General features: G+C 58.5%; 14 protein-coding genes and 5 tRNA genes. 2 read left to right on the forward strand and 17 right to left on the reverse strand.

All coding sequences use genetic code 11. The annotated features are described in order from the left end of the window. Positions 1–106 precede the first annotated feature (106 nt). The 10 genes from gshA to alaS form a co-directional block, all read right to left on the reverse strand. On the reverse strand, positions 107–1,669 hold the full coding sequence (gene gshA / locus ACSBQS_RS14170) for a glutamate--cysteine ligase (RefSeq protein ID WP_047025226.1): 1,563 nt from the start codon (positions 1,667–1,669) through the stop codon (positions 107–109). An 82-nt stretch (positions 1,670–1,751) separates the two neighbouring features. Continuing rightward, positions 1,752–2,180, reverse strand: coding sequence for a YqaA family protein (locus ACSBQS_RS14175; RefSeq protein ID WP_004932520.1), 429 nt, complete (start codon positions 2,178–2,180; stop codon positions 1,752–1,754). Next, positions 2,177–2,743 carry a fructose-1-phosphate/6-phosphogluconate phosphatase gene (gene yqaB, locus ACSBQS_RS14180; protein WP_033641908.1) on the reverse strand — a complete coding sequence of 189 codons (567 nt, stop codon included), beginning with the start codon at positions 2,741–2,743 and terminating at the stop codon, positions 2,177–2,179. The genes ACSBQS_RS14175 and yqaB overlap by 4 nt, the downstream gene beginning before the upstream one ends. A 315-nt stretch (positions 2,744–3,058) precedes the next feature. After that, positions 3,059–3,135, reverse strand: a tRNA-Arg gene (locus ACSBQS_RS14185). 75 nt (positions 3,136–3,210) lie between these two features. After that, positions 3,211–3,287, reverse strand: a tRNA-Arg gene (locus tag ACSBQS_RS14190). Positions 3,288–3,477: 190 nt separating this feature from the next. Then, positions 3,478–3,554 (reverse strand) — tRNA-Arg (locus ACSBQS_RS14195). A 60-nt stretch (positions 3,555–3,614) separates the two neighbouring features. Further along, positions 3,615–3,691: transfer RNA gene (locus ACSBQS_RS14200), tRNA-Arg, on the reverse strand. A gap of 3 nt (positions 3,692–3,694) precedes the next feature. After that, positions 3,695–3,787 (reverse strand) — tRNA-Ser (locus tag ACSBQS_RS14205). Positions 3,788–4,097: 310 nt separating this feature from the next. Beyond that, on the reverse strand, positions 4,098–4,283 hold the full coding sequence (gene csrA, locus ACSBQS_RS14210; protein WP_004091602.1) for a carbon storage regulator CsrA: 186 nt from the start codon (positions 4,281–4,283) through the stop codon (positions 4,098–4,100). 252 nt (positions 4,284–4,535) lie between these two features. Further along, complete coding sequence (gene alaS, locus ACSBQS_RS14215; RefSeq protein WP_033641907.1) at positions 4,536–7,163, reverse strand: alanine--tRNA ligase; 2,628 nt, start codon at positions 7,161–7,163, stop codon at positions 4,536–4,538. Between alaS and ACSBQS_RS14220 the strand changes: the two genes are divergently transcribed. Then, complete coding sequence (locus ACSBQS_RS14220; protein ID WP_162180460.1) at positions 7,113–7,256, forward strand: hypothetical protein; 144 nt, start codon at positions 7,113–7,115, stop codon at positions 7,254–7,256. The genes alaS and ACSBQS_RS14220 overlap by 51 nt on opposite strands. A 40-nt stretch (positions 7,257–7,296) precedes the next feature. On the opposite strand, the gene recX is transcribed toward ACSBQS_RS14220, so the two are convergent. From recX to pncC, 3 genes are all read right to left on the reverse strand, one after another. After that, complete coding sequence (gene recX / locus ACSBQS_RS14225; RefSeq protein WP_197666572.1) at positions 7,297–7,800, reverse strand: recombination regulator RecX; 504 nt, start codon at positions 7,798–7,800, stop codon at positions 7,297–7,299. A gap of 60 nt (positions 7,801–7,860) precedes the next feature. Beyond that, positions 7,861–8,925, reverse strand: a complete 1,065-nt coding sequence (recA, locus tag ACSBQS_RS14230; protein ID WP_004932541.1) for a recombinase RecA — start codon at positions 8,923–8,925, stop codon at positions 7,861–7,863. 111 nt (positions 8,926–9,036) lie between these two features. Further along, positions 9,037–9,525, reverse strand: coding sequence for a nicotinamide-nucleotide amidase (gene pncC / locus ACSBQS_RS14235; protein WP_047025224.1), 489 nt, complete (start codon positions 9,523–9,525; stop codon positions 9,037–9,039). Positions 9,526–9,765: 240 nt separating this feature from the next. Here pncC and ACSBQS_RS14240 point away from each other — a divergent pair, with 240 nt between their 5' ends. Then, positions 9,766–11,145: an MFS transporter gene (locus tag ACSBQS_RS14240; RefSeq protein ID WP_033641904.1), complete on the forward strand. Its 1,380-nt coding sequence runs from the start codon at positions 9,766–9,768 to the stop codon at positions 11,143–11,145. A gap of 9 nt (positions 11,146–11,154) precedes the next feature. Here the strand turns inward: ACSBQS_RS14240 and chbG are convergent, their stop codons facing one another. The 4 genes from chbG to chbC form a co-directional block, all read right to left on the reverse strand. After that, positions 11,155–11,916, reverse strand: a complete 762-nt coding sequence (chbG, locus tag ACSBQS_RS14245; RefSeq protein ID WP_197750007.1) for a chitin disaccharide deacetylase — start codon at positions 11,914–11,916, stop codon at positions 11,155–11,157. Between the two features lie 148 nt (positions 11,917–12,064). Beyond that, the gene (chbR, locus tag ACSBQS_RS14250; protein ID WP_043135810.1) at positions 12,065–12,913 is read right to left on the reverse strand and encodes a transcriptional regulator ChbR; all 849 of its coding nucleotides are present in this window, start codon (positions 12,911–12,913) and stop codon (positions 12,065–12,067) included. A 15-nt stretch (positions 12,914–12,928) separates the two neighbouring features. Next, positions 12,929–14,314 (reverse strand): glycoside hydrolase family 1 protein, encoded by a 1,386-nt coding sequence (locus ACSBQS_RS14255; protein ID WP_060659937.1) that lies wholly within the window; start codon positions 14,312–14,314, stop codon positions 12,929–12,931. 43 nt (positions 14,315–14,357) lie between these two features. Beyond that, positions 14,358–15,719 carry a PTS N,N'-diacetylchitobiose transporter subunit IIC gene (gene chbC, locus ACSBQS_RS14260; protein WP_033641899.1) on the reverse strand — a complete coding sequence of 454 codons (1,362 nt, stop codon included), beginning with the start codon at positions 15,717–15,719 and terminating at the stop codon, positions 14,358–14,360. Positions 15,720–15,730: the final 11 nt, after the last annotated feature.

Genomic DNA, 15,730 nt, shown 5'->3' on the forward strand with positions numbered 1-15,730 from the left:
TTTTCCAACCCTGCGAGTCTGAGTATGTGAAAGACGCGCATTTGTTATCATCATCCCTGTCATCAGAGATGCATATTTGGCCACATTGATGTGGCCTTTTTCTTTTTCAGCTTCCGCCGTTTTGCTTCAGGAACGCTTCAAAGCTTAGCGTATCATTGGCTTCTATGTCGCGTTGACGCTGCCACGAGGCTTCCCGCTCTTTATCCAGCTCGGCTTCGTTCAGGATTTCCAACGGTTCTTCCAGCAATGTCTGGCGATACTGCTCCGCCAGCTGCAAACCGACGCGCCCGGTGCCTTCCGCCTTCATTGCCTTGAGAATGCGCGCGGAGAAGGTCAGCTCAGGATCGTCAAACGCGGCGACCAGCTCATCGCACACCTGCTGGTATTGACGATCGCCGGCTTCGCCGTCCAGCACTTCCGCCACCCGACGCAGATCGGCGAACAGCGCCTTGCCGACTTTCTCCAGCGGCTCATGGCTGGCGCCACAGCCGATGCCGATGGTCTGGCCCGGCTTGCGCCCTTCGAGGATCACCCGGTTCCAGTTCTTGCGCGTGCACAGCAGCTCATCGCTGCTCATCTCCGGTGCATCCGCCAGCGCGCACCACACCAGGAACAGATCCAGGAAACGCGCCTGCACCGCATCCACGCCGATCGGCGAGAATGGGTTGATGTCCAGCGAACGCACTTCAATGTATTCGATACCGCCGCGCAGCAGCGCGTCCGACGGCGTCTCGCCGCTTTGGGTCACGCGCTTTGGCCGGATCGGCGCATACAGCTCATTCTCGATTTGCAGAACGTTGCTGTTCAGCTGCAGGTAGCGATCGCCCTCTTTCACGCCCAGCTTGGCGAACTCTTCGGAAGGCGTGGCGATCGCCCGCTTCAAACCGGCCACATAGCTGTGCAGATCGTTGAAGGTGATGCCCAGATTACTCTGCGATTTATTGGTATAACCCAAGTCGCTCAGGCGCAGCGAAGTGGCGTACGGCAGGTAGCACATCCCCTGCTCGGTGCGCTCGAACGGCAGAGTGGTCTCGCGCCCTTTGAGGAACGAAGAACAAATGGCCGGCGATGCGCCGAACAGATACGGGATCACCCAGCCGAAACGGTAATAGTTGCGGATCAGGCGGAAATAACCGGCCGAGATCTGCTCTTTACCGCTTTCTGCGTCCTGCACGCCGGCCCAGGCCTGCCAAAACTCCAACGGCAGCGAGAAGTTGTAGTGCACGCCGGAAATGGTCTGCATCAGCGCGCCATAGCGATTCTTCAGCCCTTCACGGTACAGCGTCTTCATGCGGCCGATGTTCGACGAACCGAACTGCGCCAGCTCGATGTCCTGCTCGGCTTCGATAAAGCACGGCATGCTGAGCGGCCACATGCGCTCATCGCCAATGTTGCGCGCCACGTAGCGATGAATATCGCGCAGGAACGTCAGCAAGTGATCGATATTGTCATCAACCGGCGTAATGAACTCTAACAGCGCCTCGGCGAAATCCGTGGTGATCCAGTGGTGCGTCAATGCCGCCCCCAGCTTTTCCGGATGCCCGGTGGTCGCCAAGGTGCCGTTCGGCGTGACTCGCAGCGTTTCACGCTCGATGCCGCGACGAATGCCTTTTAATGCCTGGGGATGGGCTTCCAACCAAGAAAGCGCCTGTGATACGTCCGGGATCAAATTGACCTCCCGCTTCTAAAAACAATAACTCGTAAGCATACTGAATCCGCACCCGAGAGAATATTGAGTTATATTCACTTGGTTACTGCCACCAGGCGATGCCCTGTACCGTTATCATAGCCAAAACGATGTAACGCAGCGCCTTTCCGATACACAGAAACAGCGCGACAGAGCCCCAGGGCATGCGCAGCCAACCTGCCAACACGCACAACAAATCGCCCACCACCGGCACCCAGCTGAGCAACAGCGCAGCCGGGCCAAAGCGTTGCAGCCACCCGAGCGCCGTTGCCAGCCCCCGCTGTGGTTTCAACGCCGGTAACAGGCGCCCGATAATGACATTGGTCAACCCGCCAAGAGTGTTGCCCAGGGTCGCGGCCAGCACCAGCAACTCCGGCGAGACGCGACTCTGGGTCAGCAAGGCGACCAGAACGATTTCTGAATTTCCCGGCAGCAGCGTCGCACTGAGGAAGCTGCTGCCAAATAACGATATTACGGCTAGCGTACTACTCACAGCGTACGAACGTCTACCACAGCCATGCCGGCATTTTTTGCCGCCTGAATGCCAAACTCGGCGTCTTCAAACACCACGCATTTTTCCGGCGGCACGCCGATCAGTTCGGCACAGCGCAGGAAGGTATCCGGCTCCGGTTTATGGCGCTGTACATCGTCCGCACCGACGATCGCGTCGAAGCAGTTGAACAGGCCGAGATGACGCAGCAGCATTTCCGCCATGCGGTGCTCGCTGCCGGTGCCGACCGCCATCGGACGGCGGCCGTGATAGGACTTCACCACCTCGATCAATGGCAATGGACGCACGCTATCCAGCAGCATCGCTTCCACCGCGCGCGTTTTCTCCGCCGCCAGGTGATGGGGATCGAGATCGGCCTGATGGCTGGCGATAATCGCCTGAGCGATGCGCCAGGTCGGTGAACCGCTCAGCGCCACCATGGCCGCTTCATCAAACGTCATGCCATAACGGGACAGCACTTCGCGCCACGCTTTACGGTGCGTTGGCTCAGTGTCCAGAATCGTGCCGTCCATGTCGAAAATAAGACCCTGATAGCGGTCGTACATCGTTACTCCATGATCGTTGAGGAAAGAAAACTACTTTAGCGTAAAGCCGTTGGGTTGTCGCTGACTGCGTCATAGCGGAATGTGCTGTGATCGATCGGATGCAAAGAAGGAAAGGGGTGAAGAGAGAATGGCTAAATGCTGAAAAGCGAAAAACCCGCCAAAGCGGGTTTCTCTTAGATGGTGCATCCGGGAGGATGATTCGGCGCCAACGCCTCACCCTGCGGGCCGTTGCTAAAGCAACGTTATCCTCCCCAAGGACACTTTCTTTTTACCACCCGCATGACGATTTCTCTTCGCGATACGGGAGGTTAAACATGGTGCATCCGGGAGGATTCGAACCTCCGACCGCTCGGTTCGTAGCCGAGTACTCTATCCAGCTGAGCTACGGATGCATGACTGTTTTTGCCGCTTGCCTGTTTCACGAATAACAGAAAAGCAAAAACCCGCTAAGGCGGGCTTCTCTTAGATGGTGCATCCGGGAGGATTCGAACCTCCGACCGCTCGGTTCGTAGCCGAGTACTCTATCCAGCTGAGCTACGGATGCATTACTATTTTTACCGCGTGCCGGCTTTGCTAATAAAACCAGACTTGAAGAATGGTGCATCCGGGAGGATGATTCGGCGCTAGCGCCTCACCCTGCGGGCCGTTGCTTAAGCAACGTTATCCTCCCTGGTAACACTTTCTTTTCTTCCACCCGCTTGAAGATTTCTCTTCGCGACGAGTGAGATTAAGAATGGTGCATCCGGGAGGATTCGAACCTCCGACCGCTCGGTTCGTAGCCGAGTACTCTATCCAGCTGAGCTACGGATGCACAGGAATTCTTTTTTGATACCGTATGGTACGTTGTTACTACCCCACCATACTGCAAATATGGTGCATCCGGGAGGATTCGAACCTCCGACCGCTCGGTTCGTAGCCGAGTACTCTATCCAGCTGAGCTACGGATGCAAATGGCGGTGAGGCGGGGATTCGAACCCCGGATGCAGCTTTTGACCGCATACTCCCTTAGCAGGGGAGCGCCTTCAGCCTCTCGGCCACCTCACCATACGCTTCTTTCGAATTGTGCCTAACTTGCTTTGGAGAAGCTCATCGGCACTGCGTGGCGCACATATTACTTTCTCCGACTTTTAAGTCAAACAATTTTTCCCAACTCATGCGCGTTTGCACAATTCGCACCCAACATGGGCGATTTCACGGCAAAAAGGGCGTTTTATCAACAGGCAACCGCAACGTCTGCAGCAATAAAGCAGGAAACTAACCGGGAAAATAATCACGAAAAAGAGAGGGGAGAACGAAAGAAGTGGGTAAAACGATGCAGTAGCGTCTCGTCTGGCAACGAGACGCTGCTTCGGAATCAGTAAGTCGTCTGCTGAGACTTCTCTGCCTGAATGCGCTGATAGATTTCTTCACGGTGAACTGAAACCTCTTTGGGGGCGTTCACACCAATACGCACCTGGTTGCCTTTTACCCCTAGCACAGTGACCGTAACCTCATCGCCAATCATGAGGGTTTCACCAACTCGACGAGTCAGAATTAACATTCTTTGCTCCTTGAAAGATTAAAAGAGTCGGGTCTCTCAGTTTCCCCGTCATTATCCATCATATGTGGTGAAAACGTAAGCCGCGCAATCCACAATAAGTGTAAGCAGACTTGGTCCCACCTCAGATAATGGTAAGTTTAGCCGACCAGAAAAACTTTGTTCCCGCAATTGTAACTAAATTGTGTTAGCACAGTATGAAAACGCCATAATCAACAAAGTATTATGGCGTTTGTCCGTGCTATTTATTTATGTTCACAGCTTTGAGGCCACCCAGGCTTCTACGCTGTTTAACGCCGCTGGCAGGGCGTTGATATCCGTCCCCCCCGCCATCGCCATATCAGGGCGACCACCGCCCTTGCCGCCGACCTGCTGCGCCACGTTGCCGATCAACTCGCCGGCTTTCACGCGGTCAGTCAGATCCTTGGTCACGCCTGCGACCAGGCTGACTTTGTCATCAGCCGTCGTCGCCAACACGATAATGGCCGAACCCAATTGATTTTTCAGGTCATCCACCATGGTGCGCAGCATTTTGGCTTCGACATTGTCCAACTGGCTGACCAACAGCTTCACGCCGTTAACCACTTTCGCCTGGCTGGACAGCGACGCGCTTTCCTGCGCCGCCTGCTGATCTTTCAGTTGCTGCAGTTCTTTTTCCAGCACGCGCGTGCGATCGAGCACCGAGCGCACTTTATCGGTCAGGTTGTTGCTGTCGCCCTTCACCAATTGAGCAACGTCTTGCAACAAATCGCTTTGCTGATGCAGCGTAGCGATAGCGCCAGCGCCGGTCACCGCTTCAATACGGCGGATGCCCGCCGCGGTGCCCGATTCGCTCAGAATGCGGAACAGGCCGATATCGCCGGTGCGGCTGGCGTGGGTGCCGCCGCACAGCTCGGTGGAGAAGTCGCCCATGGTCAGCACGCGCACGTTGTCGTCGTACTTCTCACCGAACAGCGCCATTGCGCCCTTCTCTTTGGCGTCTTCCAACGCCATCAGCTCGGTCTGCACCGGCAGGTTACGACGCACCTGCTGGTTAACCAGATCTTCCACCGCGCGAATTTGTTCCGGCTTCATCGCTTCAAAATGCGAGAAGTCGAAGCGCAGGTATTTGTCGTTAACCAGAGAGCCTTTCTGCGCAACGTGCTCGCCCAACGTTTGGCGCAGCGCGGCGTGTAGCAGGTGGGTCGCGGAGTGGTTCAGACGGATGCTGTTGCGGCGCTCAGTGTCGATCTGCGCATCCACGCGATCGTTCAGCTTCAGCGAACCTTGCGCCAGCTTGCCTTGATGGCCGATAGCCTGACCGTATTTCTGGGTGTCGTTGACCACAAACTCGGCGCCGGCGGCTTTCAGCACGCCTTTATCGCCGACCTGGCCGCCGGATTCACCGTAGAACGGCGTCTCGTCCAGCACCACCACCGCCTCTTCGCCGGCGTTGATCTGCTCGACCGGCTGGCCGTCACGGAACAGCGCGATCACCGTCGCCTGCTGCTCATCATGATCATAGCCGCTGAACTGGCTGCTGCCGTCCACGCGGATCAGGCTGTTGTAGTCGGCGCCGAAACCGCTGGATTCGCGCGCGCGGCGGCGCTGCGCTTCCATCGCTTCTTCAAAGCCCGCTTCGTCGACTTTCAGACCGCGCTCGCGGCAGACGTCTGCGGTCAGATCCACCGGGAAGCCGTAGGTGTCGTACAGACGGAAAGCGGTCTCGCCGTCCAGGGTATCGCCCTGCAGCTTGGCCAGCTCTTCGTCCAACAGCGCCAGGCCACGCTCCAGCGTGCGGGCAAACTGTTCTTCTTCGGTTTTCAGCACCTGCTCCACCAGCGATTGCTGGCGTTTCAGCTCGTCGGCCGCCGGGCCCATCACTTCGATCAGCGGCGCCACCAGCTTGTAGAAGAAGGTGTCTTTCGCGCCCAGCATGTTGCCATGACGGATCGCGCGACGAATGATGCGGCGCAGCACGTAGCCGCGGTTTTCGTTAGACGGGATCACGCCGTCCGACACCAGGAAGGCGCAGGAACGAATGTGGTCGGCGATAACGCGCAGGGATTTGTTATCCAGATCGGTCGCGCCGGTCACTTTCGCCACGGCAGCGATCAGGGTGCGGAACAGATCGATCTCATAGTTGGAGTTCACATGCTGCAACACCGCCGCAATACGCTCCAGACCCATACCGGTATCCACCGAAGGTTTCGGCAGCGGCAGCATGGTGCCGTCGGACTGACGGTTGAACTGCATGAAAACGATGTTCCAGATCTCGATGTAGCGGTCGCCGTCTTCTTCCGGGCTGCCCGGAGGGCCGCCCCAGATGTGATCGCCGTGATCGTAGAAAATCTCGGTGCACGGGCCGCATGGCCCGGTATCACCCATCTGCCAGAAGTTATCTGAAGCGAAAGGCGCGCCCTTGTTATCGCCGATGCGGATAATGCGCTCGGCCGGTACGCCGATTTGCTTCTGCCAGATGTCGAATGCTTCGTCATCGGTTTCATACACGGTGACCCACAGTCTCTCTTTCGGCAGGTTGAACCAGTTTTCACCGGTCAGCAATTCCCACGCGTAGCTGATAGCGTCGTGCTTGAAGTAATCGCCGAAGCTGAAGTTGCCCAGCATTTCAAAGAAGGTGTGGTGACGAGCGGTATAACCGACGTTTTCCAGGTCGTTATGCTTGCCGCCTGCGCGCACGCAGCGCTGCGAGGTGGTGGCGCGGGAATAGGCGCGTTTGTCGAGCCCCAGGAAAACATCCTTAAATTGGTTCATGCCGGCATTGGTAAACAGCAATGTCGGATCATTGTTAGGCACCAGGGAGCTGCTTGCTACAACCTGATGACCCTTACTATGAAAGAAATCGAGAAACGCTTGACGGATCTCAGCGGTGCTCTTGCTCATAATTTTCCTGGAAAGGCTAGAATAACGACACGTGAGCCGGTGGCGCGTCATCCCGACGATGACAACCAGCTCACGAACAAAAAGTGGGGATAAGATAAATTTTCTTCAGAGGGAAGTAAAACCCCGTGTGCGCTCATTGCGCAAAATCACGGTAAATTGACTGAATTTCTTCTTGGAAGAAGCCGCGATAGAGCAGATAACGCTGCACTTTGGCTTTCTCTTTCCAGTCGGTTGGCAACGCATCGCCAAATTTTCGCTGCGCCACCTGTTTCGCCTGTTCGCACCAGTCGATATCGCATTCCGCCAACGCGTCCTGCACCAGCGCTTTATCCACACCCTTTTGCATCAGTTCGCTGCGGATGCGCTGCGCGCCATAACCTTTGCGGCTGCGGCTGCCGATGTAGCTGTGGGCGAAACGCTTATCGTCCATCCAGTTGTGCTGGTAACAGTAGACGATAACCTGCTCGATCAGCGCGGGATCTACCGGCTCTTCGGCTACCGTCGGCGCATGCGGCCCCTTGCCGCCAAACCGGGCTTTCGCCACAAACGGCTGCGCCGCAAGTTTGCGGCGCAGTTCAGCTTCACTATGATCGCGTTGCGACAGCAGGCGCATGGCGCGGCTTAGCAAGTCATTCATCATTCAAGCCTGAATTCAGGGGATGTGCGCCACATAAACGGCAGCGCACATCTTCAGCGATTAAAACTGCTCGCTGGTTTCCGCTTCGTCATCTTCGAAGTCGTCACCGGAGGCAGCCACCAGCTCACCGCCGCTGTGCAGCAGCAGGTCGCGCAGTTTCTTATCCAGCTCGGCGGCGATAGCCGGGTTTTCTTTCAGGAAGTTACAGGCGTTCGCCTTGCCCTGACCGATCTTCTCGCCGTTATAGCTGTACCAGGCGCCGGCTTTTTCGATCATCTTGTGCTTCACGCCCAGATCGACCAGTTCACCACGGCTGTTGATGCCTTCGCCGTACATGATTTGGAACTCAGCCTGTTTGAACGGCGCAGCGATTTTGTTCTTCACCACTTTCACGCGGGTTTCGCTGCCCACCACTTCGTCGCCCTCTTTGATGGCGCCGATACGACGGATATCCAGACGCACCGAAGCATAGAACTTCAGAGCGTTACCACCGGTAGTGGTTTCCGGGTTGCCGAACATCACACCAATTTTCATACGGATCTGGTTGATGAAGATCAGCAGGGTATTGGCATTTTTCAGGTTGCCGGCCAGCTTACGCATCGCCTGGCTCATCATGCGCGCCGCCAACCCCATGTGCGAATCGCCGATTTCACCTTCGATTTCCGCCTTCGGCGTCAACGCCGCCACGGAATCGACGATGATGACGTCAACCGCGCCGGAGCGGGTCAGCGCATCACAGATTTCCAGAGCCTGCTCGCCGGTGTCCGGCTGGGAGCACAGCAGGTTGTCGATATCGACGCCCAGCTTCTTCGCATAGATAGGATCCAGCGCGTGCTCGGCATCGATGAACGCACAGGTTTTGCCTTCGCGCTGCGCGGCGGCGATCACCTGCAGCGTCAGGGTGGTTTTACCGGACGATTCCGGACCGTAGATTTCGACGATGCGGCCCATCGGCAGGCCGCCGGCGCCCAGAGCGATATCGAGTGACAGTGAGCCGGTGGAGATGGTTTCCACGTCCATGGAGCGGTCTTCACCCAGGCGCATGATGGAGCCTTTGCCGAACTGTTTCTCAATCTGGCCCAGTGCCGCAGCTAACGCCTTTTGCTTGTTCTCATCAATAGCCATTTTTGCTCCTTCGTTTCGCAATGCCGGTGTTACCCCACACTGCCACTGAATGTATGTTGTGCAGGAAATGTCACTAATTATACTGTATGGTCATACAGTATCAAGCCTAATTTACAAAAATTCGTCGATGGCGGTTTGCAGCGCGAAAATCGTCGCCTGCAGCCGCACCGCATCGCGGTCGCCCTCGAATTGCATCTTGCGCGACAGCCCCCGGCCATCGCTGCTGGCGAAGCCGAACCACACGGTGCCGACCGGCTTTTCCGCGCTGCCGCCGTCCGGGCCGGCGATGCCGCTCACCGACAGCGCCAGATCGGCCTGCGCCGCACGCAGCGCCCCTATGGCCATCTCGCGCACCACCTCTTCGCTGACCGCACCATGCGCCGCCAACGTCGCTTCGCTCACTCCCAGCAGGTCATGCTTCGCCGCATTGCTGTAGGTCACGAATCCGCGATCGAAATAGGCGGAGCTTCCCGCAACATCGGTAATGGCCTTGGCGATGCCGCCGCCGGTGCAGGATTCAGCGCAGGTGATCCAGCGGCCCTGAGCCTTCAGTTTCTCCCCTGCCAACACGCTGAGCTGACGCAGTTGGTTTTCACTCATAATCCCTCCCTCGCGAATTCAGGTATATGCGCCCGATAGTAGCATTTATCAAGGCGGCGCGGCGGCTGGCGCGCAGAAATGCGCAGCGCCTCGCAGGAGGTGCGGTTTTAAGCGCCCGGCCAAGCTGCTAGTATCAAAAGAAGCGCCCCATCGAGCGGCGGCGCACCAGCACAAGGAACATCACGGAGGCGGCACGCTGCGGCGGCCTCAGGGCGCACCAGAAGAGATTAGGATGATAGAGTGAAAAAAACGTTGGGCGTATTTTTGCCGTTGTACACCACCACCCTGCTGCTGCTGTTGGGCTCAGGCCTGCTCACTACCTACGTCTCGCTGCGGCTGACCTCCATTCACGTCAGCAGCGCGCTGATCGGCGCCATCATCGCCGCCAACTACATCGGGCTGGTGATCGGCGGCAAGGTCGGCCACTTTCTCATCGCCCGCGTCGGGCATATCCGCGCCTACGTGGCCTGCGCCGGCATCATCACCGCCGCGGTGCTGGGCCACGGCCTGACGGAGTTCATTCCCGCCTGGGTCGCGCTGCGCCTGGTGATCGGCCTATGCATGATGTGTCAGTACATGGTGCTGGAGAGCTGGTTGAACGACCAGGCGGAATCCAACCAGCGCGGCATGGTGTTCGGCTTCTATATGGCGGCGACCTATCTCGGCATGTCGCTGGGCCAGATCGTGCTGATGCTGCAAAGCAATCTGGGCATCGCCACGCTGCTGGTGATCGCGCTGTGCTTCGCGCTCTGTCTGGTGCCGATCGCTCTGACTACCCGCACCAATGCGCGCCACATGTCGCCGGCGCCGATGGAACTGCGTTATTTTGTCGGCGCCATTCCCAAGGTGCTGGCCACCACGCTGGTGATCGGCATGGTCGTGGGCTCGTTTTACGGGCTGGCGCCGGTCTACGCCAGCCTGCAGTCCTTAACCACTCAGCAAACCGGCCTGTTCATGGCGCTCTCCATCTTCGCCGGGCTGGTGGCGCAATTCCCGCTCAGTTGGCTGTCGGATCGCTATAACCGCCCCTTGCTGATGCGCCTCAACGCCATTCTGCTGATCGTGGCGGCGCTGCCGCTGGCGCTGCTGCCGCACATCGATTTTCCGCTGCTGCTGGCGGTAGGATTCGTCGTCAGCATGCTGCAGTTTACGCTCTACCCGCTGGCGGTGGCGCTGGCCAACGATCTGATCGAGCCGGAGCGCCGCGTCTCGCTGGCCGCCTGTCTGCTGATGGCGTTCGGCGTCGGCGCCAGCATCGGGCCGTTGGCGGTCGGCGCGCTGATCGAGCCGCTTGGCGGCAATATTCTGTACGCCTTCTTCGCCCTGTGCGGCGTGCTGCTGGCAGCCCTGAGCCGGACGGCCAAAGCAGAGGAACCGCAGCTGGCGCAGGACGCGCCGGTGCCGCATATTGCGCTGCCGGACAGCCTCGCCAGCTCGCCGCTGTCGCCGGCGCTCAATCCAACCTTCGATGAGCAGATCATTCACGACACCATGCCGCCGCCGGAAGCGGCGCCCGATGTCGAGGAGCCGCAGCCCGAAGAACAGGAGGCGGAACCCTCAGCTCAGGGGGCGGATCCGGAAGAAGACACCGGTCTGAAAAAGGCGCACGCCATGCTGTAAATGACTGCGTTACAGATCCCGGAAAGAGCCCAGCATAAAACCGCGTTCGGCGATCGCCGCTTTCAGCGTCGGCGCGGTCAACACATCCAGCTCGGCGAGGCGCGGATGGCAGTATTGGCTCTGCAGGATCGTCGCGTCGAGAAAGGCCGGGTGGCACATCATTTCCAGTGACTCGGCGCCCTGCTCGTCGGCGCGCGCCAACCGCTGCAAGAACAAGGCTTCGGAAATCATTTCACCGTAGAATCCCGCGTCAAACGCGTCGGTGCTGCAGGGAGTCTGCAACGCAATGTCGCGCCGTTTCGCCTCTTCGCGATCGATGCGCAGCGGCAGATCATGCGCCAGCGCGAACGCCTCCACCAGCGGGTAAATCTGCGGCTGCATATGCACATGGTGGTGGCTGTCAATGTGCGTCGGCGGCCTGCCGAACAGCGTCACGAACCGCGCGAACTGGCGCTGCAGCTCTTCCTGAATCTCGTCCAACTGCAGCTCGCCGGCCTCGGCGCGGCGCCACAGCCATTTGCCCAGTTCGCCGCGCTCGTTGACCAGCGCAGGCATGGCGCCCAGCGGCCTGCCATGGGTCAAAACGAAGTGCAGCCCGATCGGCAATCCGGGATATTGTCGGCTGAGCGCTGCAGCATGCTCCGCGCCGCCGCCGTTCACCATCGCCGTGGTGGAGGAAACGACGCCATGCTGATACGCCTCGATAACGCCATAGTTCTGCCCTTTGCTCAGACCGAAATCGTCGGCATTCACGATCAGTAGTTTTTCCATAGTGGCTCCCGCGGGATGAATTTTTGGCAAGGGAGGGCCGACCGACCGGTGCGGCATTCCCCTTCGCTAAGATATAAATCAAATGATTAACCGACCGGCGCCCTGAAGCTCATCGGCATATCGGCGTTGATACTGATCGGGAGCGGCCCTAAAGAGGGCCGTAACACTTTTTTCGGTAGTTGCCTGGGGTCACGTCGGTGAGCCGCTTGAAGTTTTTAATGAACAGACTGACGTCGCCATAGCCGGAATCAAAGGCGATATCGGAAACCGAATAGTTGGTGACCTCCAGCTGCGTCTTGGCGAAGTTGATGCGGATCTCGTTGATCACCTGCATCGGCGTCTTCTGGTAGTAGCGCCGCATCGCCCGGGTCAGGTACTCCTGAGTTTTCCCCGACAGCGCCACCATGTTCGCCAGCGCCCTTTCGCCGAACATCGCCTTGTCATGCATGCCTGCGAGGGTGTTCTTCAGCCACTGCGGGATATCATCGCCGCCGTCATTGTCTTCTTTATAGTGACGAATACGGCTGATCACGTAGAAGGTCAGCGTTTCGAGAAATTCGGCGAAGTCATCCTCGCGAAACTGTGGCGAACTCACCACCGATTCGATATAGGCTAAAAACTCGCTTCTCAGGCTGTAGGCCTGCGAGGCGACAAAGCAGCGCGGCAGCTGCTGCAAATAGTGCTCTTCAAAAAACGCTTTGCTGACCGCCACGTTGAAGATTTTCGTCGCGCCGAACTCGTAAAAGCTCTGGTGGTAGGAGCCGATGGGGATAAAGACGAAATCCCCGCGTTCCAGCAGCACCCGCTTACCGTTGATCTCCTGATAGCATTTGCCGCTCAGCACGATGGTGAATTCGTAATAGTCGTGCTGATGCAGCCCGGTGGCGCTTTCCACCTTGTTGTAGATGAACAGGTGAAAGTCTTTGCAGTTAAAGAAATCCTGCTCGCGAATCAGCTTCACGTCGTTCGCACTCAGCGAAATTCGGTTATCGGACACGGCGCCGGCCTCCCGTTAGTCAAATCCGTTGCGTCTGGCCGCCTCGGCAAACCAGTAGCCGCTTTTTTTGATGGTGCGCCGCTGCTCCGCCCGATCCAGCCGCACCAGCCCATAACGATTCTTGTAGGCGTTCAGCCAGGACCAGCAGTCGATAAAGGTCCACAGATGATAGCCCTTGCACTGCGAGCCTTCCGCCAGCGCGCGGTGCAGCCACTTCAGGTGATCGCGAATAAACTCGATGCGGTAATCGTCCTCCACCCGCCCATCGGCGCCGATAAACGCCTCTTCGCCCTCAACGCCCATGCCGTTTTCGGAAATATAACAAGGCAGATTGCCGTAGTTCTCTTTCAGATCCATCAGAATGTCGTACAGCCCCTTTTCATAGATCTCCCAGCCGCGATGCGGATTGATTTTGCGACCCGGCATTGCATAGTAACTGAACAAGTCCTCCGGCAGCGCGATCGGCTCCCCGGCGCGGCGCCCTGCTTTCGCCTGTACCCTGCGCGGCTGGTAGTAGTTGACGCCGAGGATATCGACCACGCCGCCTTCGATCAGCTGCGCGTCCTGCGGTTCGCAGTAAGGCATCAGCCCATGCTGCGCCAACAGATGCAGCAACGCCGCCGGATAGCGCCCTTTGGCGACCGGGTCGAGAAAGCTGCGATTGAGCAACAGATCGGCGTCGTGTGCCGCCTGTAGATCCTCCGGCGCGTCGGAGCGCGGATAGGTTGGGCTCAGGTTCAAAATGATGCCGATGCTCCCCGGCAGCCCCCGCGCTCTGAAACGTTGCACCGCCATGGCGTGCGCCAGCACGCTGTGATACGCCACGGTGACCGCCCGTTTGAAGTCCACCACGCAAGGGTAATGCAAGTCATTCAGGTAACCGGCCTCTACCGGCACGATCGGCTCGTTGAAGGTGAACCAGTGGGTAACCCGATCGCCAAACAGGCCGAAGCAGATGTCGGCGTAACGCGCATAGGCGTCGATCACCGCCCGGCTTTCCCAGCCGCCGCGCTGCTGCATGCACAGCGGCATATCGAAGTGGTAGAGATTGATAAACGGGGTGATGCCCTGCGCCAACAGCTCGTCGATCATCGCGTTGTAGAATGCCGCCGCCTGCGGGTTCACCTCGCCGTCGCCGTCCGGGATCAGCCGTGACCACGAGATCGAGGTTCTGAAGGTATTGTGGCCCAGCGTTTTGAGCAGCCCGATATCGGTGCGGAAATGGTCATAAAAGGTCGAGGCCTCGGCCGGCCCCACCCGATCGTGAAAGCGCTCGGGCGCGATCTCGTACCAATAGTCGAAGATGTTGCGGCTCTTGCCATCGCGCGCGGCCGCCCCTTCAGACTGCGGCGCGGAGGTGGCGCTGCCCCACCAGAACCCGTCGGCAAATTGATATTCCATATTCGCGTCCCTCGCGGGGCGACCGCGCCGCCCCGTTCCACAGTTAGAATTTCAGCGCCTTGGCGATGTCTTCTTCGCTTTCCGTCGCCGCGTCGATCTGGCTTTGCGCCTTGTTGGAAATCGCCACGAACGGCAGATAAATCACGGTGGCGACCGCCAGGTTGAACAAGCTCAGCAACAGGGCCATGATGCTGCCGTTGGTGTTGAAGAACGCTCCCAGGCCGACCGGCATGGTCCAGGGCGCGATGTTGGTGATCGGCGGGATCAGCCCGGAGTAGTAAGCCAGCGAGGTGATGAGGGTCAGCACCGGCTGCACCAGGATGAACGGAATAAACATCACCGGGTTCATGATCACCGGCAAACCGAATAGGATAGGTTCGTTGATCTGGAAAATGCCGGATGGCGTCGCCAGTTTGGCGACCTGGCGGTAATCTTCGCGGCGCGAGGCGATGAAGATGGCGATGATCAGGCCCAGCGTCGAACCGGTGCCGCCGAGGTAAATATAAGAGTCGACGAACGGTTTCGCCCACATGTGGAACTCTTTGCCGGCGGCCACCGCCGCCTCGACCGAACCGTATTTATTGTACAGCTCCACGTTTTCCAGCGCGAAAGGCGTCATGATGCCGCTGTCCAGCGCCGCCAGCGCCATGGAACCGTGTACCCCAAAGAACCACAGCAGCGAAGAGAAAAGCACGTATACCCAGCCCACCACGCTGCCCATCTTGGCCAGCGGCGCCGAAATGCCGTCCATGATGATCTGGTGGAAGTTGGTGCCCCAGTGCGCCAGCGCGAACGCCACCAGCCCCATGATGGAGAGGATGATGAAGCCGGGGATCAGCGCCGAGAAGGAGCGCGACACCGAAGCCGGCACGCTGTCCGGCAGGCTGATCACCCAGTTGCGCCGCACGATGAAGGCAAACATCTCAGCCACCGCCAGCCCGATCACCATACCGGAAATGATGTTGGCGCCGCCCAGCCAATTGGCGCCCACCGCATAGGCCTCGCCGACGTTGAACGGCGTGACGGTCATGAAGGCCGCCACCGCCAGCAACGCCGAGGCCAGGGGATCGACCTTGCGCTCTTCGGCCAGCGCCATGCTGATAAAGAACGGCGTCATCAGGGACATGATCCCCAACGTACCGTTGTAAACGCTGCCGCCAATACTCTTCAGGCTATTGAGCGTCTCGATGGTGGAGGCGTCCAATCGCACGCCCAGCGAATAGAAGAACGATCCCTCGCCAAAGCTCAGGAACACGTTGTTGATCAACACGAACATCGCCCCGGTCAAGGTCAGCGGCATCAGGCGGATAAAGCCGTTTTTGATGGCGTTGACATGGGGCTGCTTACCGATTTTTACGGCGAAAGGCAGGATAACCTTCTCGAGCGAGGCAATGAGGGTATTCACGGCGGCCTCCT

The sequence above is a fragment of the Serratia sp. H402Y genome, assembly GCF_051172415.1.
GTDB lineage: Bacteria > Pseudomonadota > Gammaproteobacteria > Enterobacterales > Enterobacteriaceae > Serratia > Serratia ureilytica.